We start from the raw sequence: 25,827 nt of genomic DNA on the forward strand, positions 1-25,827 counted from the left end.
TTGCGAAAAGTCACGAGTTATTTTCGTTTTGCTTTCGTTTTGCTTTCTGCTAGGGCGCGTCAGGGGATTGGAACCAGATGATTGTCCCAGGCGAGATCGGCCCGGCCCAGATGGGTCAGCGTGCCGTTGCGGATCGTGCTGACCTCACCGGCGCCGGTGGTCACGATAAAGCCCGCGCCCGCGCCAGTGAGTCCGCAGACGTCGGCCAGCCGGACCTCATGCCGCAGCGCGCCGCTGACGCAGTCGGCGATCTGCACCACGCCGCCGCGTGGCGAGGTGACGGCGATCTGTGTTCCATCGCGGGAAAAGGCGAGGGAGCCGCCATAGCCATCAAGATTGCGCAGGCGGGGGTCATCCTCGGCCATCAGGCGGGGGGCGGAGCCGGGATTGTGCAGGCCGATGATTGGCAGATCGGCGCCGGCATCGCCCTGCCACTGCATCGCAAAGCCGACGGTGCCGGAGGCGCTGATGGCAAGGTGGCGGATCGAGTTCAGGCGCATGTCGGCGTTCAGGATCAGCTGATCGTCCAGGGTGCCATCAAGGCTGAGGTAGCTGAGGGTGGGCTGCATGGTGGCGAGGTTCAGCTTTGCGCGGCCGCTGTCGGGGTGGGTCTGGATGCCGCCGTTGGCCACCACCAGATTGTGCTGGCCGTCAGGGCTGGTGCGCAGGCGGATATCATGCGGTCCGATCCCGCCGGAGGCATGATCGCCAATGCGGCGGTAGCCCGCGCTGGCGTCCCAGATCCCGATGCGACCATCGCCACTTTCATAGGCGTTTTCGGTGGTGAACAGATAGGCGCCGTCCGGTGAGAAGACGCCGTGGCCGTAGAAATGATGCCCGGTCGGTGGCGTCAGCCGCGCCAGCGCCGCGCCGTTGCGGCAGTCGATCACATCCGCGAACTGGCCGGGGCGGCGGGCAAAGGCGACGGCTTCGGGGCGGCTGGGGTGCGCGGCTGCGGCGTGGCCGCGGGCGGGCAGGGCGTGGCGGAACAGGATGGCGCCGCCGCGGTCCAGACCGGCGAGGAGGAAGCTGCCATCGGGGGTTTTACCGGCGGCGAGATAGGCCGGATGGCCAAGGTCGGCCCAGCTGGCCTGCGGGGCCATGCCTGCGGCGAGTAGACCGGCGAGAAAGCCGCGACGGGAGGGGCCTGCCATGGATCAATCCCCGTCGAGCGAGTTGAACCCGGCAGTGACGCCAAGGGCCGCGCCCAGCCGGGTGGAGATCAGGTCGCGCAGGTCGTTGATATCCTGCTGTAGGGCTTCGATGCGAAAGCGGCGGGCGGGATCGGCAACCCCGGCCAGGGACGGATCGTCCAGCGCGGAGGCGCGTTTCAGCGCCTTGGCAAAGCCTGTGTCGATATCCTGCATCAGCGCGGGATCGCCCGCCGCAAGGGCAAGGGCAAGCGGTTCCATCGCGGCGAGGTTCAGCGCGATATGGCGCTGGCTGCGGGCGGAGCGGCGGGCCTCGGCGCGGTTGGGGCGGGGGGCGTCGAACTGGCCCAGCGGACGGCCCAGCCGCATGTCGGAGAGCACCTGAAACCCGGTGGTGAGGGTTTTGAACAGCTCCTGCCGGATTTCCGCCTGGGACCGGTAGCGATAGCCCGGCCCGGCGGTCACCAGCGTTGCGGCATAGCTGTTGTGCCAGTCGTTGCGGATCGCGGCACTGGTGCGGGCGATATCGCTGGTGATGGCGGCCACCAACGCGCAGCGTTGTGCGGCGCTGCCTTCGGTCTGCATGTCCGCATCGAACAGCAGATATTCCAGCGCATAGAACCCGCGCAGGGCCACCGATTGGCTGGCAAAGATCTCGGGGGTGGTCAGCTCTTCGCGCGGGGTTTCGGTGACGGCGCGGCGCAGGGTGCCGGGGATCTTGTTGCGGCTGTCGGGCCAGAAGGCGAGGGCAAAGGCACGATTGTCGGTTTCGGTGGGACCAAAGCGCAGATGGCTGACTTTGATCCAGGCATCAAAGGCGCGGCTGAAGGCATCGCGCAGGGCCGGATCATCCGGGGTGCAGTGGCGGGCGCCGACCTCGGCCAGGGTGGTGCTGCGGGCGGCCAGCTCGTCAAAGCCGGGGAGGATGTGGTGGGTCAGGATCCAGTCCACCTGAAGCGCGCGGCTGAGCGACGCGGGCGGCAGCTCCGGCGCGGTGATCTGAAGCGGCGGCGCGGTCTGGGCCAGCAGCGGCGGCGCGGGGAGGATTGCGCCAAGGGTTGCGGCCAGAGCGAGACCGGTGAGGAGCGCGCGGCAGCGGCGCGATGGCGCGGGGGTGGCGTTGGGGGATGCGGGCATCAGAGCGACTCCAGAAAGCGGATCAGATCGGCGCGGTCTTCGGGCGCAAGGCCCACCACGGTGTCTCGGGCGGATTGGGCTTCGCCGCCATGCCAGAGGATTGCCTCCAGCAGGGTGCGGGCGCGACCATCATGCAGGAAACCTGCGCGGGGATTGACCTGCTGCACCAGCCCCAGCCCCCAGAGCGGCGCGGTGCGCCATTCGCGCCCGGTGGCGCGGGCTTCGGGGCGGTTGTCGGCAAGGCCGTCGCCCATGTCATGCAGCAAGAGGTCGCTATAGGGCCAGATCAGCTGGAAGCTCTGCGCGGGTTGCGCCTCCAGCCGGTTGGTGACGAATTTCGGTGTATGACAGCTGGTGCAGCCTGCGCCGTAGAACTGCGCCTTGCCGCGCAGCACGGCGGGGTCGTCCGGGGTGCGGCGCGCTGGCACGCCAAGGTTGCGGCTGTAGAAGGTGACCAGATCCATATTGGGCTGGTCGATCTCGGTCTCGCGGATGTCCGCGCCGCCATGGGGCGCGCTGCGGCAGCTGGTCTGCGCGGTGGTGCAATCGCCTGCATGGGCCGGAAACAGCGGCGTGGAGATGCCGATATCGCCGGAGAAAGCGGCGGCGGATTGTTCATGCACCGTGGGCTGCCCGGCCTTGTAGCCAAAGCGGCCGAGCATGATCCGGTTGTGTTCCACCGACCAGACCAGATTGGCGCGCCCGGAAATGCCGTCGCCGTTGCTGTCATCCTCGTCGGCGCCCGCCAGAATGTCGGCGGCCGGGATCGCCTCCAGCAGGCCAAGGCCGATCATGCTGGGGGCGACGCGGGGGGAGAGCATGGCATCGGGGTGCAGCGGGCCATAGCCGAGGGTATTGGCGCTGTACTCGGGGCGTTGCAGGGTGGCGGTCTCGCCGCCTGCAAGCGCGATGGTGTCTTCGGTGTAGGTGACGCCGAGGCGGTATTCCGGGGCGATGCCGGGGGCGGAGAAATCCTGCATCTGGCCGCCATAGGTCGGCTCTGGCGCGGTGCCGATATAGTCGGCGATGGTTTGCATCTGCTCTGGCACCGGGCCGGGAACAGAGACGCGCAGGAACATCGTGGTCGAGGCATAGTCCGGCCTATCCGGCACATGGCCGCGTCCGTCCTTCAGGTGGCAGCGCTGGCAGGCGCGGGAATTGTAGAGCGGGCCCAGCCCGTCGGAGGCCAGGGTGGAGGCGGGGGAGAAGACCCAGATTTTCTTGAACAGCCCGTTGCCGAGCTTGAATTCCAGCTCTTCCTCGAAGCTGAGATTGGCGCTGTGCTGCGAAAACGCCTCGTCATCGGTGCGGGCGCGGACGGTGGCGGCCCCTGCGGGCAGGGCCTCATAGGGTTCGGTCCGGTCGAACTGATCTGCCGGGCGGGTGACGGCGCGGATGCGGGTCTGTTCCTGCGCGGTGCGGGGAAGGCTGGCGAGATGCGCGTCAGTCAGAATGTCAAAGGGGGAGGATTGGCGCGCCGTGGTATTGGCAACATCCCCGGTGAGGGTCTTTGACAGCGGGGTGGCCTGCGGATTTGCCGAGGCGGGCGCAAGCGGCGCGGCCAGTGCGATCAGGCTGAGCCCCACCACGAGGGAGGGCAGGTGCGGACGGCAGGGCGGCGGGACAACTCGCATACGGGCAGGACAACTTTTCTTGGGCGGGCGCTGTGCCTCCTTTCCATGGATAGGGGGAACCGCAGCTGGCATCAACTCTTGCCGGGGCACTAAAGTGCCCCGGTGGGCCGGGGCGGGTCCGGGGGGCAGCGGACTGGCGGGCCGACCCCCGGATAGAGGGGCCACGCGATGCGCGGCCCCTGCCTGATCAGTGCTGCTGGCGCAGTGTTTTCGGGGTTACTGGAAAACCGCCGATGGGTTGTCGAGCGAGTCGGAGCCTTCGATGGCGACGCCGTCGAGGTCCAGCGCGGTGACCACCCGTTCGATGGAGCGGGTCTGATCGACCAGACCGTTGACGCCGCCCATGATCAGCGCCTCGCCGGCCTCATTGCCCTGTTCCAGCATCTGGTCGTAGGAGAAACCAGCCTCGGCTGCGGTTTTGATCTGACCCAGCGCACGCATGGTGGTCGCAAGCTTGCTGCGCATTTCAGCGTCCAGCGCCGGGTCGATATCCTGCACCAGATCGGAGAGCGAGGCGCCGGAGACCAGGCTGCCATCGGCGCGGATATATTCGCCGAGATAGACATTCTGCACGCCCAGACCGTCGTAGTAGTGGCTGTTGTGGGTATTGTCGGAGAAGCAGTCATGCTCTTCCTCGGGGTCGTTCAGCATCAGGCCAAGGCGCATACGTTCGCCTGCGGTCTCGCCGTAGGAGAGTGAGCCCATGCCGGTCAGCATGGCGGTGATGCCTGCGTTTTCGTCCGACAGAAGCGTGGTTCTGGCCTCGCCTTCGCTGTCCCATTGCGCGGCCATCCATTGCAGATCGGAGATCAGCAGATCGGTCGCCGCCTTCAGGTAGTCGCCCCGGCGGTCGCAGTTGCCGTTGGTGCAATCCTCGCCTGCGGCGAAATCGGTCCAGGCGCGGGTGCCTGCGCCATGGTCGGTGCCGTTCAAGTCCTGCCCCCAGAGCAGGAATTCGATCGCGTGATAGCCGGTGGCGACATTGGCCTCGACGCCGTCGGCCTCATGCAGGGTGGTTTCCAGCAGTTCGGGGGTGATGGTGCTGGCGTCGATGGTGGTGCCGGACAGCTCGAAGCTCGGATTGGCGATGATGTTCAGCGCGGCGAGGGTGTTTTCATCGGTCGGACCGCCATAGCTGGCATCGACATAATCAATCAGGCCTTCATCCAGCGGCCAGGCGTTCACCTTGCCTTCCCAGTCGTCAACGATGGCATTGCCAAAGCGGAACACCTCGGACTGCTGATACGGCACGCGGGCGGCGAGCCAGGCCTTGCGGGCGGCTTCCAGCGCCTCGGCGGAGGGTTCCGCGATCAGGCTGTCCACGGCTGTTTGCAGGGTTTTGGCGGTTTCAAGGCTGTCCTGGTATTTGGCCTGGGCAATATTTGCGTAGGTGGTCAGCACCTCAGCCTTGTCGGCCGCAAAAGCGGGAGCCGCAACTGTGGCGAGCGCTGCAACAGCGGTGCCTGCGAGGAAATGCGATGTCATCTGGTTGGTCCTTAGGTGGTCGTCGAAACGGGTAAAGTGGAACGGGTTAAGCGACGGGTGCCGGTCGGCGCCGGACCGTCAGTGAAGAGTTGCCGACAGCGGGGTGAGCGGTGCCGGATGCGCGGAGGGGCGGGCCTGCCGATCCGCGAGCTGGTCGAGTACCAGGCCGATCTTGGCGGCGAGAACGGTGGCGCGCTGCGCCTGTCGGGGCTGCACGATCAGCGCGGCAAAGAGATTGGCATCCTCATATTCGCCACGCGCGGCAGCGGCGACCAGATTGGCAAAGCAGTTTTCGTCAGCGCCAAGGCAGGTGCAGGTCATCCCGTGGCGCACCAGCGGGCGGCGGCCTTCGGTCACGCAGAAGTTGCAGAGGCGGCCAAAATTCTCATAGGTCTGACGGCCAAGAACCGGGCCAAGCAGGTCTTGCAGCTGGTGGCGCAGCGCGATGCGGGTTTCGGCCCCGCTGAACCAGTGGCGCAGATGGCGCACGACCATGGCTTCCAGGGCGGGCAAGTCGGTCAGCAGACCAACAGTGGCCCCGCCCCGTGAGACCGCAGATGCGGCTGTTGCAGTATTGGAAATCATTTTGTCAGGATCAGCTTTCCGGCGCGGGTGATCCGCAGGCTGTAGATCTGGCCGTTGAGCAGAATGCGGGCCTGGTTTCCGCCACGGGCCAGTTCCTCGGCGTGGTAGGTTGGGAAGACTTCGGTGGCCGCAGTTGTCGTGGTGGTGGCGTGGTCAAAATTCATCTGGTTCATCAGGGTCACCCGTTTCTGTTTTCCGACCGATCCAGATACCACTCCAGGCAAAACCCCTGATCGCCGCGCGGCAGCCCGTAGGCGTTCAGGCTGTGCGGTATGCTCCGACCCTCGGCGGGGCGGTGGCGCAGGGAAAAGAATTGCAGAAGAAACGACACTGGACGATCTCGGTTGAATTGCTATCAGTCGGGCTGGCTGCACAATCACAGGTTGGCTGAACTGCGCTAAACCTGACCGATTTAATCGGAATCGTCAACCTGACTTTTTTAGTCAGATTAAGGTTTTTTGCGTGCCTTGATATTTTGTCAGCGCGCAGGTGTGGGTGGTGGCGGTGCCGGGTGGAATGGCCCGCATCTGACGAAAAAGGCCGCTCCCGGTGGAGCGGCCTTGGTCTTTGTCACGGGGCGCGGCCCTGAGATTAGTCGCGGGTGCCAGAGAAGCGCTCCTGCCAGTCTTCGCGCTGTTCGTCGGTGATCTTGGCAAAGAGCACCTCCGGCACGGTGAAGGCATGACCTGCGGGCAGCGCGCTGAGGGCGGCGGCCACATCGTCGGGCCAGCTGCGATCCTCGGTCTGAAGGGCGGCCAGCAGACGCTCGGTCGCGTCGGGGATGAAGGGGGCGGACAGCACCGCATAGAGCCGGATCAGGTTCAGCCCCAGACGCACCTGAGCGGCGGCCTGATCGGGGTCGGTTTTGAAGACGGACCAGGGGGCTACGGATTGCAGGTATTCATTGCCTGCGACCCAGATCGCCCGCAGCTCCTGCGCGGATTTGCGCACATCCATGGCGGCCATATGGCCCTCATAGGCGGTGACGCGGGTGCTGATCTCATCAATCAGCGCCTGTTCGGCCTCGCCGTAGTCATTGCCTGCGGGGACCGCCTCGCCGTATTTGGAGCGGCAGAATTTGGTGATGCGGCTGACAAAGTTGCCCAGCACGTCGGCCAGATCCTTGTTCACCGATTGCTGGAAATTCTCCCAGGTGAATTCGGAATCACTGCTTTCCGGCGCATGGCTCAGCAGCCACCAGCGCCAGTAATCGGCGGGCAGGATGTCCAGCGCCTGATCCATGAACACACCGCGCCCCTGCGAGGTGGAGAACTGGCCGCCGTCATAGTTCAGGTAGTTGAAGGATTTGAGGTGGTCGACCATCTTCCACGGCTCACCCGAGCCAAGGATGGTGGCCGGGAAGGAGAGGGTGTGGAAGGGGACGTTGTCCTTGCCCATGAACTGGACGTATTTCACATCCTCAGCGCCCTTGTCGGTGCGCCACCAGCGTTCCCAATCGGCGTCGGTCTTGCCGTTGGCGTCGGCCCATTCCTTGGCGCAGGCGATGTATTCGATGGGGGCATCGAACCAGACGTAGAACACCTTGCCCTCCATGCCGGGCCAATCTTCATCGCCTTTCTTGACCGGGACGCCCCAGTCGAGATCGCGGGTAATGCCGCGGTCCTGAAGGCCGTCGCCGTCATGCAGCCATTTCTTGGCAATCGAGGTGGTCAGGACCGGCCAGTCCTTCTTGGAGTCGATCCAGGCATCCAGCTGGTCCTTCAGCTGCGACTGGCAGAGGTACAGGTGCTTGGTCTCGCGCACTTCCAGATCGGTGGAGCCGGAGATCGCGGAGCGCGGGTCGATCAGATCGGTCGGGTCCAGCTGCTTGGTGCATTCCTCGCATTGGTCGCCGCGCGCCTTCTCATGGCCGCAGTTGGGGCAGGTGCCTTCGATATAGCGGTCGGGCAGGAAGCGGCCGTCGGCGTGGGAATAGACCTGTTTTTCGGTCACTTCTCGGATCAGACCCTGTTCGGCCAGCTTGCCTGCGAAATGCTGGGTCAGCGCATGGTTCTGCGCGCTGGAGGAACGGCCGAAGTGGTCAAAGCTGAGACCAAACCCCTTGGCAATACCGGCCTGGACCTCGTGCATTTCGGCACAGTATTCCGCCACCGGCTTGCCTGCCTTGGCGGCGGCCAGTTCGGCGGGGGTGCCGTGTTCGTCGGTGGCGCAGAGGAACATCACCTCATGGCCGCGCGCCCGCTGGTAGCGAGCATAGAGATCTGCGGGCAGCTGACTGCCGACCAGATTGCCCAGATGCTTGATCCCGTTGATATAGGGGATCGCCGAGGTAATGAGAAAGCGCGCCATATCATCCATCCAACTAAAGCTCTGCTGGCCCGTCTAGCGCATGGCGCTGCCGCCGAAAACCCCGTGGTGCGCTTTGCCGCCATTTTCCCGTATCGGGTCGCGGTGGGCTAGCGGCGCTCGCGGGAGCGTTTCAGCAGGCGGCCAATGGTGAAGGAGGTGCGCGGCGCATAGACATAACGTGTGCGATCCTCGGGGGCGGGGCGGGCGCGCATCCGCAGCAGGCCAAAGACGATCAGCCCAAGGTGGCCCACGGCGACAAAGGCAAACAACGCGCCGGGACCGTAGTTTTCGATCAGCGCCGAGGTGATCAGCGGCGAGGCGATGGCACCAAGGGCGTAGAAGAACATCAGCGCGGCGGAGAGTTCGACACGCTGCTGCGAGGTGGCAAAGTCGTTAGCGTGTGCGGCCGAGACCGAGAAGATCGGCATGGTGGTAAAACCGAAGAAGGCGGCAGAGGCCATCACCGCCAATGTGCCCATGCCGCTGGCCGCCATGGTGACGCCACAGGACAGGATCGCCACCACCGACAGCCAGATCAGAACCCAGCGGCGGTCGTATTTGTCGGCCAGCCAGCCGAGCGGATATTGCGCCAGCGCGCCGCCCAGGACAAAGGTGGCGAGGAAGAAGGCGATCTGGCCGACCTCCAGACCGACCTCCTGACCGTAGATCGGCCCCACCATACGGAAGGAGGCTGAACTGAGCGCGGCGACGATCACCCCCGCGACGGCGAGTGGCGAGCAGGCCCAGGCCAGTTTCGGGCGCAGGCGCGGGGCGTCGGGGATCTCCGGCTGGCTCGCCTTGGTCATGGTGAGTGGCAGCAGCGCGGCACAGCAGAGGATGGCCAGCAGGTTGTAGGACACGTAGGAGGCTGGCGGCAGCACCGCGATCAGCAGCTGCGCCGCGAGCGAGGCGGAGAGATCCGCGATCCGGTAGGTGCCCATGGCGCGGCCACGGCTTTCATTGGTGACCTTGGCGTTCAGCCAGGCTTCGATCACCGTGTAGCAGCCCGCAACGCAGAGGCCGGAGGCCATGCGCATCACGGCCCAGGCCATTGGATCCTCGGTCAGGGTATGGCCGATCAGCCCCATGGCGCCGAGCGCGGTACAGACGGCAAAGGCGCGGCTGTGGCCGACATTGCCCATCAGGCGCGGCACCCACCAGCAGCCGACAAAAAAGCCAAGGAAATGCGCCGAGCCGAGAAAGCCGATCTGCTCCTTGTCAAAGCCAAGCGTCAGGCCAGAGATCGCGTCCAGCGGGCCAACGCCGCCGGTCGACAGTTGCAACAGGATCACCGAAAGAAACAGCGCCGCAAAGGAAATCATCATCCGCATAATGGCCAGTCATGACCGCTGCGCCGCGGGATTGCACGGGTGTTTCCGACATTTGCCGGTCAGGAATGTCGTATTGTGCAGCGGCGCGGCAGATTTGCCGCGCAGGCCTGTCAGGCGCGGGTTATTCCGGTGCAGGTCATTCCGGCGCAGGTGGGGTGCGGGTCAGTCGTCGCGCTGGGCGATTTCGCCGCCGGCCTTGCTCCATGCGGTAAAACCGCCCTCAAGGTGCATCACCGGTCCGAGCCCCATCTCCATCGCCGCCTTGGCGGCCAGCGCGGAGCGCCAGGCGCTGGCACAGTAGAAGACATAGGTCTTGTCCTGATTGAACACCGGTTTGTGGTAGGGGCTGTCCGGGTCGATCCAGAATTCCAGCATCCCGCGCGGGCAGGAAAAGGCGCCTGGAATCATGCCGCTGGCCTGCAATTCGCGGATATCGCGCAGGTCGATGAAGGCATAGGCGTCATCATGGATGGCCTCTTTTGCGGTCTCCACGGACATGGTGTCCACGACGGCGTTGGCCTCGTCAAGGAGCGCCTTGACGCCTTTTGTGATGGTTTGCGGCATGCTGTGCTCCCTCTGGCTGTCAGAGGCACAGGCTGCCGGGTTTTGCGCGGGGTGACAAGCACCGCTTGTCCGGTATCAGCCGGTATTTACCACTTGTAAGGGATGGCATCGCCCCCGTCGGCGATCCAGGCATCAAAGCCGCCTTTCAAAAAGACCACCCGCTGCAATCCCATTTCCAGCGCGGTGCTGGCAGCCAGGGCCGACCGCCATCCGTTGTCACAATAGAAGATGAAGGCCCGATCCTCGGCAAAGACCGGTTTGTGGTAGGGGCTGGAAGGATCAATCCAGAACTCCATCAGGCCGCGCGGGCAGGACAGGGCGCCGGGGATGACGCCGGTGCGTTCAACTTCGCGGATTACCCGCAGGTCGACAAACAGGCTGTCGTCACGGCCATGCAGATCTGCCGCCTCTGCCGGGGAAATCGACACCACGATGGCTTCAGCTTCTGCGATCAGGTCTTTGTAGCTTTTGGACATAGAGAACGTCATGTTGTCACTCTCCTTTTCTAGATTTGCGACAATTTTAATCATATCATATCCATCGCGTTTCACGTCTGGATTGTGCATGAAAGGTTAACGCCCTGATGCACGACGGAGGCGATCTGGTTGCACTGGGCCGCGGGTGGGCTAGGGTCTGTTGCGAGTTGCAACACGAAGGATCTGCGCGAAATGAAAAAGAACCCGCTTGGCCGCACCGGTATGGAGGTGTCGCGTATCTGTCTTGGCACCATGACCTTTGGCACCCAGACGGATGAGTCTGACGCCCATGCGCAGATCGACCTGGCGCTGGCGGCGGGGGTGAATTTTCTGGATACCGCCGAGATGTACCCGGTGAATCCGATCAGCGCCGAGACGATCGGGGACAGCGAGGCGATCATCGGCAATTGGAATGCCCGCAGCGGGCGGCGCGGGGATTACATCCTGGCGACCAAACATTCCGGCGAGGGGTTGCAGGCGGTGCGCGATGGCGCTGCGATCACCACAGAGACCATTCCGGCCACCATCGAGGGATCGCTGCGGCGGCTGCAGACGGATTACATCGACCTCTATCAGTTTCACTGGCCCAATCGGGGCAGCTACATGTTCCGCAAGAACTGGCAGTATGATCCGGGTGGCGATGACCGGGCCGAGGTGCTGGACAATATGGCCGGCTGCCTGGAGGCGCTGAAAGCGCAGGTGGACAAGGGCAATATCCGCGCCTTTGGTCTGTCCAACGAAAGCGCCTGGGGCACGGCGCACTGGCTGCGGCTGGCGGAGGAGATGGGCGGGCCACGGGTGGCCTCGATCCAGAATGAATACTCGCTGCTGTGCCGTCTATACGATACCGATCTGGCGGAGCTGAGCGCCTATGAGGACGTCGGGCTGCTGGCATTTTCACCGCTGGCAACGGGCCTGCTCACGGGGAAATATCAGGATGGTGCGGTGCCTGAGGCCTCCCGCAAGACGCTGAACCCGGAACTGGGCGGGCGTGATACGCCGCGGGTCTATCCGGCGGTAGCTGCCTATCTGGAGATTGCCGCGCGCCATGGTCTGGACCCGGTGCATATGGCGCTGGCCTGGTGCCATACCCGGCCGTTCATGGCGTCGGCCATTCTGGGTGCCACCACGCTGCCGCAGCTGGAGCACGCGCTGGCGGGCGATGATCTGACGCTGTCGCAGGAGGTGATGGACGAGATCGACGCGGCCCATCGCGCCCATCCGATGCCTTATTGATCTGGCGGTGCTGCTGGCAGGACGGGCACGCCCGCCGGGGCGCCCGTTCTGATCTGCAAAAGGCTCAGTCAGTAAGAACCGGTTGAGTGCCGTGGCAGCGGTCCGCTCTGGCGCAGCGAGGTCTGGCCCTGCGACAGGGGGGCTTGGCTGAACAGCGGTTTGCTTGCCGCCAGACGTGGCGTTGCGGCGGTTGCGAGGCTGGTCTGGCGCAGTTCGCGCGCGGTGATGCCATGGGCGGTGCGGAAGGCGCGGGCAAAGCTCGACTGCGAGTTGAAGCCGGTGGCCAGCGCGACCTCCATGATCGGCAGATCGGTGTCGGTCACCAGTCGGCGCGCCTCGGCCAGACGCAGTTGCAGATAATGGTCCTGCGGCGTCGTATTCAGCCGCAGGCGGAACTGCTGTTGCAGGCTGCGGGTGCTGGTTCCCAGTTCCTCGGCAATCTCGCTGAGCGGTTTGGGATCGTCCAGCGCGGCCTCCATCAGGGCGTTGGCCCGTGCCGTGAGCGAGGAATGTCTGGAGCTGCCAAGGCGGCTTTGTGGCCGTTCGGTCGAGCCGGGGCCATCGTAGAGGAACAGGCCGGCCACGCGTGAGGCAAAGCCCGCACCATGACGGCTGCCGATGATATGCAGCATCATCTCGATCGCCGGGGTCGCCCCGCCGGAGGTCATCCGCCCCTCGGAGAGGGTGAAGCGGTCGTTGCGGCTTTGCACGCCCGGAAAGCGGCTGGCGAAATTGTCCAGATCTTCCCAATGTGTCGTCGCGGGGTGGCCGTCCAGCAGACCGGCCTCGGCCATAAGCCAGGGGCCGCCGTCGATGCCGGCGATGGTCGCGCCACCTGCCGCCAGACGGCGCAGACCGGCGAGCAGGCTGGGGGTCGCATGGCGCGCGAGCTGGAAGCCGGCGATCACGATCAGCAATTCGCAGCTTTGCAGCCGGGCCAGCGGGATGCCGGGCACCGAGAGGCCGCTGGTCAGCATCGCAGGCTCGCTGGTGGCGGTGACATAGTCCCAGTCGAATGCGCCGCGACCTGCCAGCCGATTGGCCGCGCGCATAGGATCGACGGCAGCGGCGAAGGACAGCGTATTGCTCTCATCAAGCACCAAAACAGCGGTTTTTAGCGGCTGATTCTCGGGCTGGAGGATGTTTTTTGCGGATTTCATCAAGTTCGATTCGCATGTTGACTAGTGGGTGCACCAAGGCTGCGGCACTGTTGAAAGCAACACAAACAGGAATCTGGGGGCAGGCTTGGGGATAACTCGGGCACAACCCTGTACATCGAGGGGAAAACCAAAATGCCTCTGAATATGGCCAAAAACGTCTTTATCACCTGCGCCGTGACCGGCTCTGGCAGCACCCAGGATCGCAGCCCGCATGTGCCCAGATCGCCCCAGGCGATTGCCGATAGCGCGATTGCGGCGGCCAAGGCCGGGGCGGCGATCGTGCATTGCCACGTGCGTGATCCCGAGACCGGTGCCCCCAGCCGACGGCTGGATCTGTACCGCGAGGTGACCGAGCGGATCCGCAATGCGGATGTCGATGTGGTGCTGAACCTGACAGCGGGCATGGGCGGTGACATGGTGTTTGGCGACACAGAAAACCCGCTGCCGCTGAGCGAGGCTGGCACCGATATGATCGGCGCCACCGCCCGGATGGCGCATGTGGCGGAGTGCCTGCCGGAGATCTGCACGCTGGATTGCGGCACGATGAACTTCGCCGAGGCCGATTACGTGATGACCAACACGCCGGGCATGTTGCGCGCCATGGGCCAGATGATGACCGATCTGGGGGTGAAGCCGGAGATCGAAGCCTTCGACACCGGTCATCTGTGGTTCGCCAAGGAGCTGGTGAAGGAAGGCGTGCTGAACAGCCCGGCGCTGGTCCAGCTGTGCATGGGGGTCCCCTGGGGCGCGCCCAATGACCTCAACACCTTCATGGCGATGGTCAATAATGTGCCGGGTGACTGGGACTGGTCGGCGTTCTCGCTGGGGCGCGATCAGATGGCCTATGTGGCGGCCTCCGTGTTGGCGGGCGGCAATGTGCGGGTGGGTCTTGAGGACAACCTGTGGCTCGGCAAGGGGCAGCTGGCGGAAAACTGGCAGTTGGTCGAACGGGCGGGCACCATCATCGAGAACATGGGGGCCCGTGTGATGGGGCCGAAGGACGTGCGGGAGCAGCTGGGTCTGGTGAAACGCGCACCGGTGGCGAAGTAAGCATTCAAAACCGGGGGTGACATGCGTGCACCCTCTGTGCACCCCCTGTGCACCGGCCAATTGGCCCTGCTTGAACTTGGCAGCGAAAACCCAATGATGCGAATCATAACCAAAAAGGGGATTTCAGCATGGTTTTGGTAATGGCGCTTCCGTTTGCAGGGATTGTTGGTCTTTCTGCCTTTCTTCAGGCAAGCGATGGCGGATGGAGGTACTTTGCCGCCGCGGTCGCCATGATGGCTGCAGCGTTGGCCGCTCCGGCATTTCTTCATGAGGGCTGGCAACAGAATGGGCAAATTGCGTTTCTCGTGGGAAGCGGTTTCAACGCAGGTGCATTGGTGTTGGCTGGCGCAGTGATCGGTTTGATCGGCAAGCGAATCAGTACAGCGGGAAAAGTAGGAGGCGTGGCATTTCTTGTCGGTATTGCCACGCTATGGACCTGGACTTGGATGAGTATTCTGACATGAAAACAGCAGCAATCATCGGCGGCGGGGTTATCGGCGGCGGCTGGGCCGCGCGGTTCCTGCTGAATGGCTGGAACGTGCGGGTGTTCGACCCGGACCCGGAAGCGGAGCGCAAGATCGGCGAAGTGCTGGGGAATGCCCGCCGGAGCTTGCCCGGCCTTGGCAATGTGGCATTGCCTGCGGAGGGCAGCCTGACCTTCCATGACACCATTGCGGATGCCGTGGACGGCGCGGCATGGATCCAGGAAAGCGTGCCGGAGCGGCTGGACCTGAAACAGAAGGTTTATGCCGAGCTGCAGGCGCATTGCGCGCCGGATGCGGTGATCGGCTCCTCCACCTCGGGCTTCAAGCCGTCGCAGCTGCAGGACGGGCGCGAGAATCCCGGCCAGATCGTGGTCGCGCATCCGTTCAACCCGGTCTACCTGCTGCCGCTGGCGGAGCTGGTCACAACAGAGGCCAACCCGGCGGGTGTTGTCGACCGGGCCAAGGCGATCATCACCGAGATCGGCATGTACCCGCTGCACCTGAAGAAAGAGATCGACGCCCATGTGGCCGACCGGTTCCTAGAGGCGGTCTGGCGCGAGGCGCTGTGGCTCGTGAAGGACGGCATCGCCACCACCGAGGAGATCGACAACGCGATCCGCTACGGCTTTGGCATCCGCTGGGCGCAGATGGGCCTCTTTGAGACCTACCGGGTTGCGGGCGGCGAGGCGGGCATGAAGCATTTCATGGCGCAGTTCGGCCCCTGCCTCAGCTGGCCCTGGACCAAGCTGATGGATGTGCCGGAGTTCACCGATGAGCTGGTAGACCTGATCGCGGGCCAGTCGGACGCGCAGTCCGGCCAGTATTCGATCCGCGAGCTGGAGCGGCACCGGGACGACAACCTGGTCGGCATGATGCGGGCGCTGGGCGCAAACAACTGGGGTGCGGGCGCGCTGCAGAACAGTCATGACCTGAACCGCGAAGGCGAGGCCGGGCTGGTGCGCCGGATCGAAGACCTGAAAGACCTGAGCCAGCCGGTTTTGACCCAGAGCCGCGTGGTGCCGCTGGACTGGACCGATTACAACGGCCATATGACCGAGAGCCGCTATCTGGATGCCTTTGCGCAATCCACCGACCGGCTGATGATGATCATCGGCTGCGATGCGGAGTATATCGCCAGTGGCGGCAGCTACTTCACCGCCGAGACCCATATCCGCCACATCGACGAGGTCCATGCGGGCGACCCGATCCAGGTGCGCACCCGGGTGATCATGGGGGCGGGCAAGAAGATGCACCTGTGGCACGAGATGTATTCGGGCGAGCGTCTGCTGGCGACCGGCGAGCATATGCTGCTGCATGTGGACCTTGCGACCCGCCGCTCTGCCCCGCCTGCGCCGCATATCGAGGCCAATCTGGTGAAGCTGGCCGAGGCTCATGCGGCGCTGCCCGCGCCGGACGGGCTGGGCCGCGCCATCGGCGCGCCACGGTGAGATTTCGGGCATGAGCCGGGTTCTGATCACCGCCGGCGGGTCTGGAATTGGCCGCGCCATGGCCGAGGGCTTTGCCGCCGCCGGCCATCAGGTCTGGGTCACGGATGTGAGCGCCGTGGCGCTGGCAGACGTGCCGGAGGGCTGGCGGGCGACGGCAGTGGATGCCAACGATGAGGCGGGCGTCAAGGCGCTGTTTGCCGAAATCGCTGACGTCTGGGGCGGGCTGGATGTTCTGTGCGCCAATGCGGGCATCGCCGGGCCGACCGCGCTGATCGAAGACATTGCGCTGGAGGACTGGCGCAAATGCGTGAGCGTCAATCTGGAGGGCTGCTTTCTGGCCGCCAAATACGCAGCACCTTTGATGAAGGCGGCAAATGCCGGGTCGATCATCGTGACATCCTCAACTGCCGGGCAGTACGGTTATCCGAACCGGGCACCTTATTGTTCGGCCAAATGGGCGGTCATCGGCCTGATGAAGACGCTGGCGATGGAGCTTGGCCCCTTTGGCATCCGCGCCAATGTAATCTGTCCCGGAGCGGTGGAAGGCCCGCGGATGGAAGGGGTGCTGGAGCGCGAGGCGGCGGCCAAGGGCATGACCCGGGATGAGGTCTATGCGGGCTATGCCTCCGGCACCTCGATGGGACGGTTTGTCGAGGCCAGCGACATTGCCAATATGGCGGTTTTTCTGGGGTCGGACGCGGCGCGGCTGGTATCGGGGCAGGTGATTGCGGTTGATGGCCACACGGAGAACCCGGACCCGAAGCTGTGACGGTGGAGCGGCGGGCGGAAAGGCCTGCCCAACGGTGAAATGTTCTGCCCGGCTGCAAGGCAGGCGCAGCCCTCGGTGTTAGGTGGAACCGCTGCTGATCGCGGCGCTGAGCGCTCTGAGCCGTCCCGGCAGCTGCCGGGCGGTGATATCGGCCTCGCGCACCAGATTGTCGAAATGGCTGGTGAAGGTGGCAATCCGCTCCTTGTCGCGGAAGGCCAGATAATGCGAGCCGGCATAGAACACCCCTAGGAGCGGGCCGAAGATGGTGATCGGTGAGGAATAAAGCCGCTTGGCATCAAAGAGATAGATGCGCAGGCGGGGGTAGAGCTGCTCACAGAGGCGTTCAAAGTGGGTAAGCTGCTCCCGCCGGATCTCTGCCGACAGCCCCTCATAGTAGCCGACGCCCTGAGCAAAGCTCTCCAGCTCATAGATGGGCATGGCGATTTCATAATCGGAGGCTGATTGGCGCATCCATGTCAGACGATCCTCCGACGCGCCGATGGCCTGATCGGCGGTGCGGCCCAGATGCGGGGCATATTCCCATTCCAGCAGGGCGCGGGTTTTCAGCATGTCGGGCAGGGCGGCGGGCACATGGCGGATCTTGTAGCCCTGTGCCTCCTGGTGCCATTCAAAGATACGTTCATCCACCAGAGCGCGGGGGGCCGCGGTCATCGTCAGGCTGGCGGCCACCAGATCGGCGGCGTTCTCCGGGCGGTCCGACAGGCTGAGGAGCCAGTCGGCAGAGACGCCGAGGGCCGCGGCGCAGGCGCCGACCACATGGGCGTTCGGCAGCCGCGCGCCGGCGTCGGTCAGCAGTTGCGAGATGGTGGAGCGGTCGACGCCGATAGCGCGGGCCAGCGCGCTCTGGCTGAGGCCGCTGTCGCTGAGCGCGCGGTTGAGACGCAGGCGGAACTGTTCGGCGCGCAGCCGTTTGTCCAGAATTTCAATCATGTGGTGATTATTATCACCATTGCTGAATTTTGTTAATCATATTCCGAATTCTGCATCGTGTCGCGCCGGGGTAGGCCTGAGGGGAGCCGGAAAGACAGGAGGATGCGGATGGAAACGCGGGCGCGATCCGTGGCGAAGGCGGTGATCTGGAACCTGCTTGGCCTGATAATGATGGCGGGCGTTGGCTGGCTGGTGACCGGATCTGCCGGGCTGGGCGGCAGGCTTGCGATCCTGAACAGCTGCGTCGGGTTCCTGTGCTATGTGATCTATGAACGGGTCTGGGCAGGCGTGGGCTGGGGGCGGCGGCATGTCTGATCCGCATACCGCCCGCAGCGCTGGCCTAGACCGTTTCGTGCTTAATCCGGGGCGGGTCGAATGGGGCACGCTGGGGCTGATGCTCGGCTGTTACGCGGTCTGGGGCGCGGCGCTGATCTGGCTGCCACCTCTATCTGTCTGGCTGGCGGTGCCGGTTCTGGCCTGTCTGATCACGTTGCATTCCTCGCTTTGTCATGAGGCGCTGCATGGGCATCCGTTCGGTCTGAGGGCGCTGAACGAGGCGCTGATGGCGCTGCCACTGAACCTTGCCATTCCTTATGGCCGGTTTCGCGACACCCATCTGGCGCATCACCGGGATGAGCGGCTGACCGATCCTTATGATGATCCCGAAAGCAATTACCTGGATCCGGCGCGATGGCGGCGGCTGGGGCTGCCGGCGCGGCTGCTGCTGCGGGTGAACAACACGCTTCTGGGGCGGGTGCTGCTGGGGCCGCTGCTGGGGCAGATCCGTTTTATGGTGGCGGACTGGCGGCTGATCCGGGGCGGGAGCATGACAGTGCTGCGCGACTGGCTGCTGCATATCTTGGGGGCTGGGCTGACGTTGTGGCTGGTGGGACAGAGCGGGCTGCCGCTATGGGCCTATCTGCTGGCGGCCTATCTGGGGCTTGCGATCCTGAAGATCCGCACCTTTCTGGAGCATCGCGCCCATGTCAGCCCGGCGGCGCGCACGGTGATCATCGAGCGGGGCGGTGTTCTGGGGTTTCTGTTTCTGAACAACAACCTGCATGTGGTGCACCATAGCCATCCGGGGGTGCCCTGGTACGCGTTGCCGAAGCTGTACCGAAGTCGGCGCGCGGAGTTTCTCAGGCGCAACGAAGGCTATGCCTATCCGTCTTATGGCGCGGTCCTGCGCCGATATGCGCTGCGCGCAAAGGATCCAGTGGCACATCCGATCTGGTCAGAGCGCCGATAGCGCCCCATAAGGGCGGTATGACATTGTGGATCCCCATCGCTATCGCCGCGGCCAGTTTCCAGACGGTTCGCTTCATGCTGCAAAAAGTGCTGAGCAGCGTCACGCTGTCGTCGGCCGGCGCGACCTTTGCCCGGTTTGTCTATTCGGCGCCGGTGATCTGGGCCGGATTGCTGGCCTATCTGGCGATATCGGGGCAGGGGATGCCCGCGCTGACCGGGCGGTTCTGGGTGTTTGCCACCATTGGCGGGACGGCGCAGATCCTTGCGACCGTCTGCGTGGTGGCGCTGTTTCGCCAGCGCAATTTTGCCGTGGGCATCACCTTCAAGAAAACCGAGGTGATTCAGACCGCGCTGGTGGGGCTGGTGGTGCTGGGCGATCAGATCACGCCGCTGGGCTGGCTGGCCATTGTCATCGGGCTCTGCGCGGTGCTGGTGCTGTCGAAGACGCCCGAAAGCAAGGGGCCGTGGTGGCGGCATCTGTCCAGTCCGGCGTCGCTGCTGGGGCTGGGATCGGGGGTGCTGTTTGCCTTTTCCGCGGTGAGCTACCGCGCCGCCTCGCTTGAGCTTGACGCGCTGGCGCCTGCGTTTCGTGCCGGGGTCACGCTGGCCATCGTGGTGAGCCTGCAGACGCTGTTCATGCTGGTCTGGCTGAAGTGGCGGGAGCCGGGCGAAATCGCACGGGTCTGGGCGGCGCGGCGGGTGGCAATCTGGGTGGGCCTGACCAGCATGGCGGGATCCTTCTGCTGGTTCTGGGCCTTCACCCTGCAGAACGCGGCCTATGTAAAGGCGCTGGGACAGATCGAATTGCTGTTGTCCCTGCTGGCATCGGTGCTGTTTTTCAGGGAACAGATCACGCGCCGGGAAATCCTGGGCATGGGCTTGCTGATCCTGTCCATTCTGGCACTGCTGCTGGCGATCTGAGCGATCGTGCGGGCAAGGCAACTGGCCGGGGGTCAGCCGTCCTGCGGCATCGGATAGCCGTTCAGCCGCAGAAAATGGCTCGATTCATCATCATTGCGAAAGAACGGCACGCTTGCGGGCGGGCCTTCCTGGCGGATGCGGCGGGTGACCTCGGCGAGCACCACCTCGGTGATGAAGGGCAGATCATAGGTGCGCACCTGGCTGAGCGGGATCCATTGCAGGTGCGACAGCTCATCCGAGGCGCGGGAGAAATCGTCGATATCGCTGCTGACATGTGCCGCATCCACCAGAAAGAACCGCGCATCAAAGCGGCGCGGGCGACCGGGGGGCGTGATGGCGCGAAAGACAAATTGCAGCGCCTCGGCGGCAGGCAGATGACCGGTCGCGGCAAAATCGACCCAGTCGGGGGTGGGGGCTGTCGGCCAGCTGCCGGGCTGCCCGAGGATGAGTCCGGTTTCCTCCCACAGCTCGCGGATGGCTGCGGCGGCAAGGGCGTGATGCAGATCCTCCTGCGCCTGCTCCGTCAGCCGTTCGCGACAGAGGGGCGGCAGGGCGCTGGCGAGCGGGACATCGGCGTCGCCCGGATCGACGGCGCCGCCGGGAAAGACCACCTTGTTGGGCATGAAGGCGGCCTTTGCCCCGCGTTGCCCCATCAGCACCTGAGGGTCGTCGCCCATCCGGTCGCGCACGGCGATAATTGTCGCGGCGTTGCGGATCGGTGTTGTGTCCCGGCGGGCAGTGGCGGCATCGGCGTAGCCGGTGTCCATGGTTGCCTGGGCCGGGCTGGGCGATTTGCTCATGTCTGGGTCTTCCTGTCGATTTTCGGGATCAGCTGTCCTTGCCGAAGCCGTGCATCCGGCGTGCCCATTGATAGGCGATCACGATGCCTTTCATCCGTGGCAGAAGGAACAGCGAGGACAGCAAACAGCCCAGCGAGAACACCGTGAAGGTGACCATCGGCTCGGGCCGCCAGGTGAAATAGACCACATGCAGCAGCGGGGCCATGATGTGGCCGACCAGCAGAATGGTCAGATAGGCCGGGCCGTCATCGGCGCGCGCATGGGTGAGATCAAGCCCGCAGTTGGAGCAGCTGTCGTTCACCTTCAGATAGGAGTGCAGCAGCTTGCCTTCGCCGCAGTTGGGGCATTTGCACCGCCAGCCGCGCAGAACGGCGGGCATGGTGGGGCGGTCTTCCTGATCGTTCGATTGAATATCGGCCGAAAGGGCCACAGATGACTCGGTCATGACAAATCCTATCTTTTGTCCGCTTATCTGAGCGTTTCTCCCATAAGTTTAAAGAGGCAGTGCGCCACAGTGCGTCGGCATGCCGCAAGACTGCGCTGCCAAGCGCTTCAGTGCAATGGACGGTTGAAACTTTCTGCGACGGTTTTGAAGTTTTTGCGACGGAACCCGGATAGGGCTGCGTTTTGTTTCTGTGATCGGCAGCATGGGGCTGCCTGCTGCAAGAGGACGCGCAGATATGAAGCATACCAATTTTATTGCAGCTGTTGTTGCTGTCGGAGCTCTGATCGGGGCCACCGGTGCGATCGCCAAACCGGGGTTTGCGGGCAAGGGCGGGCATGGTCCAAGGATGAGCTTTGAGGAGATGGACACCAATGGTGATGGTCAGGTCACCAGGAGCGAGATGGAAGGTCTGCGCGAGGCGCGCTTTGCTGCGGCGGATGCGGATGGCGATGGCAAGCTGACGCTGGCGGAGATGGAAAAGGCTGCCGAGGCCCGTGCCAAGACCCGTGCCGCAGCGATGCTGGAGCGGATGGACGCCAACAAGGATGGCGCGCTAAGCCTGGATGAGTTGCCGAAACCGCGCCGGATCGGAAAGATGTTTGACCGCGCCGATGCCAATGACGATGGTGCAATCAGCAAGGATGAATTCGAAGCTGCCCGGGCAAAGTTCCGTGACCGCCATGGCGCTGGTCACCGACCACGCGCCGGGGCGCAGGACAGCGGGACGGAACAGAACTGATCCGATACGAGAGGTGCATAATTCTGCCGATACCCTGCAGCGGGCCCGTGATGAGGGCCCGCTGATGTCACCGCCTGACGTCAAGGCGGCGGCTGATATGGGCGCTGTGGATGGTCCTGTGTTGGATGATCCCGATGGCGCCTTGCTGATCCGATTTGCGGCGGGCGACCGCGATGCGGCCGGTTTGCTGACCTCGCGGCTGGCGCCTCGGGCCTTAGGGGTCGCGATGCGGGTTCTGGGCAACCGGGCCGAGGCCGAGGATATCGCCCAGGAGGCAATGGTGCGTCTGTGGCGACAGGCGGAACATTGGGAACCCGGACGGGCGCGGCTGTCGACCTGGGTCTACCGTGTGGTGATGAACCTCTGTATCGATCACAAGCGCCGCCTGCGCGGCGGGCATGTGGATCTGGATGCGATACCCGATCCGCCCGATCCGTCGAAATCCGCCGCAGAGAAGATGCAGGATGGCGCGCGGCAGGATGCTTTGCAGGCCGCTTTGATGCAGCTGCCGGAGCGTCAGCGGCAGGCGGTGGTGCTGCGCCACATTGAGGATCTGCCGAACCCGGAAATTGCCGGGATCATGGACATCAGCGTCGAGGCGGTCGAAAGTCTGACCGCGCGGGGCAAGCGGGCGCTGGCGGCTCTTCTTGCCGGGCGGCGGGCTGAACTGGGGTATAGTGATGGTTGAAAAAACTGGAAAAACTGCGCCTGCGGATATGGGCGATGATGCGCTGCATGAGCTGGATCCGGCGGCGCTGGAAGCTGCGGAGCTGGTGCTGGACGATCTGTTTGCCGAGGCGCGAACCGCCGCACCGATGGCGCTGCCCCCGGCATTGGAGCGCGCGATCCTGAGCGATGCACAGGCGACGCAGGCGGCGATCCTGCAGCGCAGCGTGCCTGTGGGGGATCTGGCGGCTGAGCCCGCTGATATGCGCGACCGGATTTTTGCCGGGCTGCGGGATCTGCTGGCCGGGCTGGGCGGATGGCCTGCCCTAGGAGGCCTTAGCGTGGCGGGCGCGGCGGGGCTGTGGATCGGGCTGGCGCCGCCGTCGTTCCTGCCCGACCCGGTGAGCCTTGCCGGGCTGGAGATGAGTGAGGATGCGTTGCCGGATGACAGTTACGATCTGGCGATGGTGCTGAGCGAGGAGATGGAATGACCAACGAACCCCCCAGACCTGAGCGGCGTCGCTGGATGCGCTGGCTTCTGATTGCCTCTCTGGCGCTGAACCTGGTGATTGTCGGCATTGTGGGCGGGGCCGCCTGGCGGTTTGCGGGCGGCAGGGCCGCTGCCGGGATGCCACCACCGGTGGGCGCGATATTGTTCCGGGATCTGGAGGTCGAGACCCGCCGTAGCCTGCGCAAAGCGGCAGAAGGCGAGCACGGCAGCTATCAGGGACGGCGTCAGGCCGAGGGGCGCAAGGTGGTGGATCTGCTGCGGGCCGACCCCTTTGATGCCGAGGCGCTGAGCGGAATGCTGGATGAACACGCCGAGCGGCGGCATGGGTTCCAGCGCTCGGTGCAGGCGGCCTGGCTGGATCAGGTGGTGGCGATGAGCCCGCTCGAACGGGCGGCCTATGCCGACAATCTGGAACAGCGGATCAAACATCCGCGTCGGCGCCGGTGGCCGCATTGAGCCATTGCTGCGCAGGCTAACAGGCATGAGGTGCGAATGACCGGGATATGGCACCTCGTCGAATTGTAACCATACCAAACGGGGCAGTGAGAGGATCGCTGCCCCGTTTCATGTTTCTGGACCCTTTGGCTGCTCGGCCGGTCCTGCCTGCGTTTGTGCCAGTGGCCTGCCGGGTTGTCCCGGTCTGTGGCCGCTGGCGCCCATAACACTGTCCCGTGTCTGGTGGTCGTGGTCTGTGTCCTGCGCCGCGCCATGGTCCGCGCGGATATCTCTGAGCCGTTTGCCCCGTAAGTAGTCCCGGAGCCGTGGTGGACTGCGTCAGGCGGCAAGCTCCGCGAGCGAGACCTGATTGCGTCCGGCATGTTTGGCCGCGTAAAGCGCCCGGTCGGCATTGGTGATCAGGGCGCTGACGGCGCTGTCCTGATCCTGAGGCGACAGCGCGGTGCGGCTGTGCTGATCTGCCGGGGTCGATCGCCCGCCGATCACCGCACCGATGCTGATGGTCACATAGATCGGTGTCTCGACTCCGGCGATGTGAAACGGCTTGCTGTTGATCCGGTTACAGAGATCGCTGGCGGCGGCCTCGGCCATGGCCTCGCCGATCGCGGGCATCACGATCATGAATTCCTCGCCGCCGATGCGGGCGAGCAGGTCTACCGGGCGCAGCGCGGTCTGCAGGCGCTTGGCCGCTTCGATCAGCACGGCGTCACCAACCGGGTGGCCGTAGAGATCATTGATCTGCTTGAAGTGGTCCAGATCGGCCAGCATGACGGCAAATGTCTCGCCGGTCTTGGCCGATGTCTGCGCGACGCGCTCCAGAAATGGCTTGGCATAGCGGCGGTTGAAGAGGCCGGTCATCGGGTCTTCGACGGCGGCGCGCAGCCCGTTGCGCAGATTGTCGCGCAGCTGGTCGATCCGCGCCTTGTTGCGCAGCTGGCTATCCAGTCGCAGCGCCAGTTCGGCGACATCGAACCCGGACTGGAGCACATCATGAGCGCCCCGGTCCAGAGCTTCTGCGGCGATGGCGGGATCGGCGGGGTGGACGACAGCGATGACGACGGATTTCCGGGTGGCGGCGCGGGCGCGCAGGTCGGCCAGCAGGCGCAGGCCCTGCGCCAGCGTATTGCGGCCGAGTTCGATCACGATGGCATCCGGCACCGGTTCGCGCATCAGCGGATGCACGGCGCTGAACTGGTGGTTGCACAGGTGGTAGGGAACCCGCGGCGCGAGCTGCGCCTGCCAGTAGACCGCAGTGGCGGTCTGTTCGGTGACCAGCGCGACATGGGCACCGCTCAGACCGGCGCTGATATGCGGGCTGGACAGGGGAAGGGCATAGCCATGCGAGCCGCCCTGTTGCAGATGCAGCTCTTCCTGGGTGCTGCTGGCGCGCAGCAGGCTGCGGATGCGGGCCTGAAGCATGGTGTCGTCGAGCGGCTGGCAGAGCACGTCGTCGATGCCGGTGCTGAGAGCGGCCAGACGGCGGTCGGCGTCGCTGTCGCGATCAATGGCGATCATCGGGATTTCGGCAAGCTGGTCATCTGCGGCCAGCGCCTGTTTCACATCCATCGCCTCGCCATCGGGCAGTGACATCGCGCTGAGGATCAGGTCGGGGCGGCAGCGTCTGGCGGTCTTGGCAATATCGGCGACCGTTTCGGCCTGAACCACCCGGTAATAGGCGGCGGACAGCTGGACCTTTAGCATGATCCGGTTGGTCGCAACCCCGTCGATGATGAGGATAGTGCCCTGCACGTGGTGCCCTTTCGCCCCTTGCATTGGAATTGACTCAAGTTTTAATGAGACTGGTTAACAAACCCTTTCGTATTTTCATCAATTTGACAGCGAAGTGTCAGGAATGTGTGCCCATATGCTATTTTCCGCCGATGCAGCCGAGACTTTGGGCTTAAAAGCGCTTGCCTGGCTGGCGGGCAATGATGAGTTGCTGCCGGTTTTTCTGGGCGCAACCGGAGCGAGCGAGGCGGATCTGCGCGATCAGGCCGCAAATCCCGAGTTTCTGGGATCCGTCCTTGATTTTCTGACCATGGATGATGCCTGGGTCATACAGTTCTGCGACAGTGTCGGGCTGGCCTATGATCAACCGATGCAGGCGCGGATGGCGTTGCCCGGCGGTTCGCAGGTGCATTGGACCTGAGCCACGCGGCGGGGACGCCCAGCCACGACTCCCAGCCGGGACGGCAGGTCTGCAACGGCTGTGATGGCGGGAATGTGACGCTGACGTGCGCAGCCGGTGGGCGCGGTGTTAACCGGTTTG

28 protein-coding genes are annotated in these 25,827 nt (G+C 64.4%); 13 read left to right on the forward strand and 15 right to left on the reverse strand.

Annotated elements, in window-relative coordinates; genetic code table 11:
- Window positions 1-59: 59 nt before the first annotated feature.
- From VWY34_RS08395 to VWY34_RS08440, 10 genes are all read right to left on the reverse strand, one after another.
- Window positions 60-1,154, reverse strand: coding sequence for a DUF1513 domain-containing protein (locus VWY34_RS08395; protein WP_416539290.1), 1,095 nt, complete (start codon window positions 1,152-1,154; stop codon window positions 60-62).
- Between the two features lie 3 nt (window positions 1,155-1,157).
- A complete protein-coding gene (locus VWY34_RS08400; RefSeq protein ID WP_416549141.1) occupies window positions 1,158-2,288 on the reverse strand; it encodes an imelysin family protein in 1,131 nt (376 codons plus the stop codon).
- Entirely contained in the window at window positions 2,288-3,922 is a 1,635-nt protein-coding gene (locus VWY34_RS08405) for a di-heme oxidoredictase family protein (RefSeq protein ID WP_416549142.1), read from the reverse strand. Before VWY34_RS08405 ends, VWY34_RS08400 begins: the two co-directional genes overlap by 1 nt.
- Window positions 3,923-4,138: 216 nt before the next feature.
- Window positions 4,139-5,407 (reverse strand): imelysin family protein, encoded by a 1,269-nt coding sequence (locus tag VWY34_RS08410; RefSeq protein ID WP_416549143.1) that lies wholly within the window; start codon window positions 5,405-5,407, stop codon window positions 4,139-4,141.
- Window positions 5,408-5,485: 78 nt separating this feature from the next.
- The gene (locus tag VWY34_RS08415) at window positions 5,486-5,992 is read right to left on the reverse strand and encodes a hypothetical protein (protein WP_416534777.1); all 507 of its coding nucleotides are present in this window, start codon (window positions 5,990-5,992) and stop codon (window positions 5,486-5,488) included.
- Window positions 5,989-6,156: a hemin uptake protein HemP gene (gene hemP / locus VWY34_RS08420; protein WP_317961085.1), complete on the reverse strand. Its 168-nt coding sequence runs from the start codon at window positions 6,154-6,156 to the stop codon at window positions 5,989-5,991. Before hemP ends, VWY34_RS08415 begins: the two co-directional genes overlap by 4 nt.
- Window positions 6,157-6,583: 427 nt before the next feature.
- On the reverse strand, window positions 6,584-8,302 hold the full coding sequence (gene metG, locus VWY34_RS08425) for a methionine--tRNA ligase (protein ID WP_340544907.1): 1,719 nt from the start codon (window positions 8,300-8,302) through the stop codon (window positions 6,584-6,586).
- Between the two features lie 107 nt (window positions 8,303-8,409).
- Entirely contained in the window at window positions 8,410-9,633 is a 1,224-nt protein-coding gene (locus tag VWY34_RS08430; protein WP_340544909.1) for an MFS transporter, read from the reverse strand.
- A gap of 162 nt (window positions 9,634-9,795) precedes the next feature.
- Window positions 9,796-10,197, reverse strand: coding sequence for a rhodanese-like domain-containing protein (locus tag VWY34_RS08435; protein WP_416539295.1), 402 nt, complete (start codon window positions 10,195-10,197; stop codon window positions 9,796-9,798).
- Window positions 10,198-10,283: 86 nt separating this feature from the next.
- Window positions 10,284-10,685: a rhodanese-like domain-containing protein gene (locus VWY34_RS08440; protein ID WP_340544911.1), complete on the reverse strand. Its 402-nt coding sequence runs from the start codon at window positions 10,683-10,685 to the stop codon at window positions 10,284-10,286.
- A gap of 180 nt (window positions 10,686-10,865) precedes the next feature.
- On the opposite strand from VWY34_RS08440, the gene VWY34_RS08445 reads away from it, so the two are divergent.
- On the forward strand, window positions 10,866-11,909 hold the full coding sequence (locus tag VWY34_RS08445; protein ID WP_416544072.1) for an aldo/keto reductase: 1,044 nt from the start codon (window positions 10,866-10,868) through the stop codon (window positions 11,907-11,909).
- Between the two features lie 68 nt (window positions 11,910-11,977).
- On the opposite strand, the gene VWY34_RS08450 is transcribed toward VWY34_RS08445, so the two are convergent.
- Window positions 11,978-13,069 carry a GlxA family transcriptional regulator gene (locus tag VWY34_RS08450; protein WP_260114364.1) on the reverse strand — a complete coding sequence of 364 codons (1,092 nt, stop codon included), beginning with the start codon at window positions 13,067-13,069 and terminating at the stop codon, window positions 11,978-11,980.
- A 132-nt stretch (window positions 13,070-13,201) separates the two neighbouring features.
- On the opposite strand from VWY34_RS08450, the gene VWY34_RS08455 reads away from it, so the two are divergent.
- The 4 genes from VWY34_RS08455 to VWY34_RS08470 all read left to right on the forward strand — a co-directional run bounded on the left by VWY34_RS08455 (window position 13,202) and on the right by VWY34_RS08470 (window position 16,821).
- Window positions 13,202-14,119, forward strand: a complete 918-nt coding sequence (locus VWY34_RS08455) for a 3-keto-5-aminohexanoate cleavage protein (protein ID WP_416544073.1) — start codon at window positions 13,202-13,204, stop codon at window positions 14,117-14,119.
- A 128-nt stretch (window positions 14,120-14,247) separates the two neighbouring features.
- A complete protein-coding gene (locus tag VWY34_RS08460) occupies window positions 14,248-14,583 on the forward strand; it encodes a hypothetical protein (RefSeq protein WP_416544074.1) in 336 nt (111 codons plus the stop codon).
- Entirely contained in the window at window positions 14,580-16,052 is a 1,473-nt protein-coding gene (locus tag VWY34_RS08465; RefSeq protein ID WP_416544075.1) for a carnitine 3-dehydrogenase, read from the forward strand. Before VWY34_RS08460 ends, VWY34_RS08465 begins: the two co-directional genes overlap by 4 nt.
- Before the next feature lie 10 nt (window positions 16,053-16,062).
- Window positions 16,063-16,821 (forward strand): SDR family oxidoreductase, encoded by a 759-nt coding sequence (locus VWY34_RS08470; RefSeq protein WP_416544076.1) that lies wholly within the window; start codon window positions 16,063-16,065, stop codon window positions 16,819-16,821.
- Between the two features lie 78 nt (window positions 16,822-16,899).
- Here the strand turns inward: VWY34_RS08470 and VWY34_RS08475 are convergent, their stop codons facing one another.
- Window positions 16,900-17,772 (reverse strand): helix-turn-helix domain-containing protein, encoded by an 873-nt coding sequence (locus VWY34_RS08475; protein ID WP_416544077.1) that lies wholly within the window; start codon window positions 17,770-17,772, stop codon window positions 16,900-16,902.
- A 108-nt stretch (window positions 17,773-17,880) separates the two neighbouring features.
- Here VWY34_RS08475 and VWY34_RS08480 point away from each other — a divergent pair, with 108 nt between their 5' ends.
- Genes VWY34_RS08480 through VWY34_RS08490 form a run of 3 tightly spaced genes read left to right on the forward strand, consistent with a single transcriptional unit; the run spans window position 17,881 to window position 19,941 of the window.
- The gene (locus VWY34_RS08480; RefSeq protein WP_340544921.1) at window positions 17,881-18,087 is read left to right on the forward strand and encodes a DUF2061 domain-containing protein; all 207 of its coding nucleotides are present in this window, start codon (window positions 17,881-17,883) and stop codon (window positions 18,085-18,087) included.
- A complete protein-coding gene (locus VWY34_RS08485; protein ID WP_416544078.1) occupies window positions 18,080-19,021 on the forward strand; it encodes a fatty acid desaturase in 942 nt (313 codons plus the stop codon). Before VWY34_RS08480 ends, VWY34_RS08485 begins: the two co-directional genes overlap by 8 nt.
- Window positions 19,022-19,038: 17 nt before the next feature.
- Window positions 19,039-19,941, forward strand: coding sequence for a DMT family transporter (locus tag VWY34_RS08490; protein WP_340544924.1), 903 nt, complete (start codon window positions 19,039-19,041; stop codon window positions 19,939-19,941).
- A gap of 32 nt (window positions 19,942-19,973) precedes the next feature.
- Here the strand turns inward: VWY34_RS08490 and VWY34_RS08495 are convergent, their stop codons facing one another.
- A complete protein-coding gene (locus VWY34_RS08495; RefSeq protein WP_416534784.1) occupies window positions 19,974-20,741 on the reverse strand; it encodes an NUDIX hydrolase in 768 nt (255 codons plus the stop codon).
- Between the two features lie 28 nt (window positions 20,742-20,769).
- Window positions 20,770-21,186, reverse strand: a complete 417-nt coding sequence (locus VWY34_RS08500) for a DUF983 domain-containing protein (protein ID WP_340544927.1) — start codon at window positions 21,184-21,186, stop codon at window positions 20,770-20,772.
- A gap of 235 nt (window positions 21,187-21,421) precedes the next feature.
- Between VWY34_RS08500 and VWY34_RS08505 the strand changes: the two genes are divergently transcribed.
- From VWY34_RS08505 to VWY34_RS08520, 4 genes are all read left to right on the forward strand, one after another.
- Window positions 21,422-21,925 carry an EF-hand domain-containing protein gene (locus VWY34_RS08505; protein WP_416544079.1) on the forward strand — a complete coding sequence of 168 codons (504 nt, stop codon included), beginning with the start codon at window positions 21,422-21,424 and terminating at the stop codon, window positions 21,923-21,925.
- A gap of 64 nt (window positions 21,926-21,989) precedes the next feature.
- The gene (locus tag VWY34_RS08510) at window positions 21,990-22,613 is read left to right on the forward strand and encodes an RNA polymerase sigma factor (RefSeq protein ID WP_416539304.1); all 624 of its coding nucleotides are present in this window, start codon (window positions 21,990-21,992) and stop codon (window positions 22,611-22,613) included.
- Entirely contained in the window at window positions 22,606-23,082 is a 477-nt protein-coding gene (locus VWY34_RS08515; RefSeq protein ID WP_416544080.1) for a hypothetical protein, read from the forward strand. Before VWY34_RS08510 ends, VWY34_RS08515 begins: the two co-directional genes overlap by 8 nt.
- Entirely contained in the window at window positions 23,079-23,558 is a 480-nt protein-coding gene (locus tag VWY34_RS08520; RefSeq protein WP_416534788.1) for a periplasmic heavy metal sensor, read from the forward strand. Before VWY34_RS08515 ends, VWY34_RS08520 begins: the two co-directional genes overlap by 4 nt.
- A 318-nt stretch (window positions 23,559-23,876) precedes the next feature.
- On the opposite strand, the gene VWY34_RS08525 is transcribed toward VWY34_RS08520, so the two are convergent.
- A complete protein-coding gene (locus VWY34_RS08525; RefSeq protein WP_416540480.1) occupies window positions 23,877-25,307 on the reverse strand; it encodes a diguanylate cyclase domain-containing protein in 1,431 nt (476 codons plus the stop codon).
- Window positions 25,308-25,422: 115 nt separating this feature from the next.
- On the opposite strand from VWY34_RS08525, the gene VWY34_RS08530 reads away from it, so the two are divergent.
- A complete protein-coding gene (locus VWY34_RS08530; protein WP_416543093.1) occupies window positions 25,423-25,707 on the forward strand; it encodes a DUF3572 domain-containing protein in 285 nt (94 codons plus the stop codon).
- The last annotated feature ends 120 nt before the right edge of the window (window positions 25,708-25,827 follow it).

The organism is Phaeobacter sp. JH20_02 (genome assembly GCF_048056915.1).
In the GTDB taxonomy this organism is placed as follows: Bacteria; Pseudomonadota; Alphaproteobacteria; order Rhodobacterales; family Rhodobacteraceae; genus Phaeobacter; species Phaeobacter bryozoorum.

Excerpts from the sequence above, each read along its gene's own strand:
- VWY34_RS08395 (WP_416539290.1), bottom strand. The coding sequence starts at position 1,154 with ATGGCAGGCCCCTCCCGTCGCGGCTTTCTCGCCGGTCTACTCGCCGCA.
- VWY34_RS08400 (WP_416549141.1), bottom strand. The coding sequence starts at position 2,288 with ATGCCCGCATCCCCCAACGCCACCCCCGCGCCATCGCGCCGCTGCCGC.
- VWY34_RS08405 (WP_416549142.1), bottom strand. The coding sequence starts at position 3,922 with ATGCGAGTTGTCCCGCCGCCCTGCCGTCCGCACCTGCCCTCCCTCGTG.
- VWY34_RS08410 (WP_416549143.1), bottom strand. The coding sequence starts at position 5,407 with ATGACATCGCATTTCCTCGCAGGCACCGCTGTTGCAGCGCTCGCCACA.
- VWY34_RS08415 (WP_416534777.1), bottom strand. The coding sequence starts at position 5,992 with ATGATTTCCAATACTGCAACAGCCGCATCTGCGGTCTCACGGGGCGGG.
- hemP (WP_317961085.1), bottom strand. The coding sequence starts at position 6,156 with ATGAATTTTGACCACGCCACCACCACGACAACTGCGGCCACCGAAGTC.
- metG (WP_340544907.1), bottom strand. The coding sequence starts at position 8,302 with ATGGCGCGCTTTCTCATTACCTCGGCGATCCCCTATATCAACGGGATC.
- VWY34_RS08430 (WP_340544909.1), bottom strand. The coding sequence starts at position 9,633 with ATGCGGATGATGATTTCCTTTGCGGCGCTGTTTCTTTCGGTGATCCTG.
- VWY34_RS08435 (WP_416539295.1), bottom strand. The coding sequence starts at position 10,197 with ATGCCGCAAACCATCACAAAAGGCGTCAAGGCGCTCCTTGACGAGGCC.
- VWY34_RS08440 (WP_340544911.1), bottom strand. The coding sequence starts at position 10,685 with ATGACGTTCTCTATGTCCAAAAGCTACAAAGACCTGATCGCAGAAGCT.
- VWY34_RS08445 (WP_416544072.1), top strand. The coding sequence starts at position 10,866 with ATGAAAAAGAACCCGCTTGGCCGCACCGGTATGGAGGTGTCGCGTATC.
- VWY34_RS08450 (WP_260114364.1), bottom strand. The coding sequence starts at position 13,069 with ATGAAATCCGCAAAAAACATCCTCCAGCCCGAGAATCAGCCGCTAAAA.
- VWY34_RS08455 (WP_416544073.1), top strand. The coding sequence starts at position 13,202 with ATGCCTCTGAATATGGCCAAAAACGTCTTTATCACCTGCGCCGTGACC.
- VWY34_RS08460 (WP_416544074.1), top strand. The coding sequence starts at position 14,248 with ATGGTTTTGGTAATGGCGCTTCCGTTTGCAGGGATTGTTGGTCTTTCT.
- VWY34_RS08465 (WP_416544075.1), top strand. The coding sequence starts at position 14,580 with ATGAAAACAGCAGCAATCATCGGCGGCGGGGTTATCGGCGGCGGCTGG.
- VWY34_RS08470 (WP_416544076.1), top strand. The coding sequence starts at position 16,063 with ATGAGCCGGGTTCTGATCACCGCCGGCGGGTCTGGAATTGGCCGCGCC.
- VWY34_RS08475 (WP_416544077.1), bottom strand. The coding sequence starts at position 17,772 with ATGATTGAAATTCTGGACAAACGGCTGCGCGCCGAACAGTTCCGCCTG.
- VWY34_RS08480 (WP_340544921.1), top strand. The coding sequence starts at position 17,881 with ATGGAAACGCGGGCGCGATCCGTGGCGAAGGCGGTGATCTGGAACCTG.
- VWY34_RS08485 (WP_416544078.1), top strand. The coding sequence starts at position 18,080 with ATGTCTGATCCGCATACCGCCCGCAGCGCTGGCCTAGACCGTTTCGTG.
- VWY34_RS08490 (WP_340544924.1), top strand. The coding sequence starts at position 19,039 with ATGACATTGTGGATCCCCATCGCTATCGCCGCGGCCAGTTTCCAGACG.
- VWY34_RS08495 (WP_416534784.1), bottom strand. The coding sequence starts at position 20,741 with ATGAGCAAATCGCCCAGCCCGGCCCAGGCAACCATGGACACCGGCTAC.
- VWY34_RS08500 (WP_340544927.1), bottom strand. The coding sequence starts at position 21,186 with ATGACCGAGTCATCTGTGGCCCTTTCGGCCGATATTCAATCGAACGAT.
- VWY34_RS08505 (WP_416544079.1), top strand. The coding sequence starts at position 21,422 with ATGAAGCATACCAATTTTATTGCAGCTGTTGTTGCTGTCGGAGCTCTG.
- VWY34_RS08510 (WP_416539304.1), top strand. The coding sequence starts at position 21,990 with ATGTCACCGCCTGACGTCAAGGCGGCGGCTGATATGGGCGCTGTGGAT.
- VWY34_RS08515 (WP_416544080.1), top strand. The coding sequence starts at position 22,606 with ATGGTTGAAAAAACTGGAAAAACTGCGCCTGCGGATATGGGCGATGAT.
- VWY34_RS08520 (WP_416534788.1), top strand. The coding sequence starts at position 23,079 with ATGACCAACGAACCCCCCAGACCTGAGCGGCGTCGCTGGATGCGCTGG.
- VWY34_RS08530 (WP_416543093.1), top strand. The coding sequence starts at position 25,423 with ATGCTATTTTCCGCCGATGCAGCCGAGACTTTGGGCTTAAAAGCGCTT.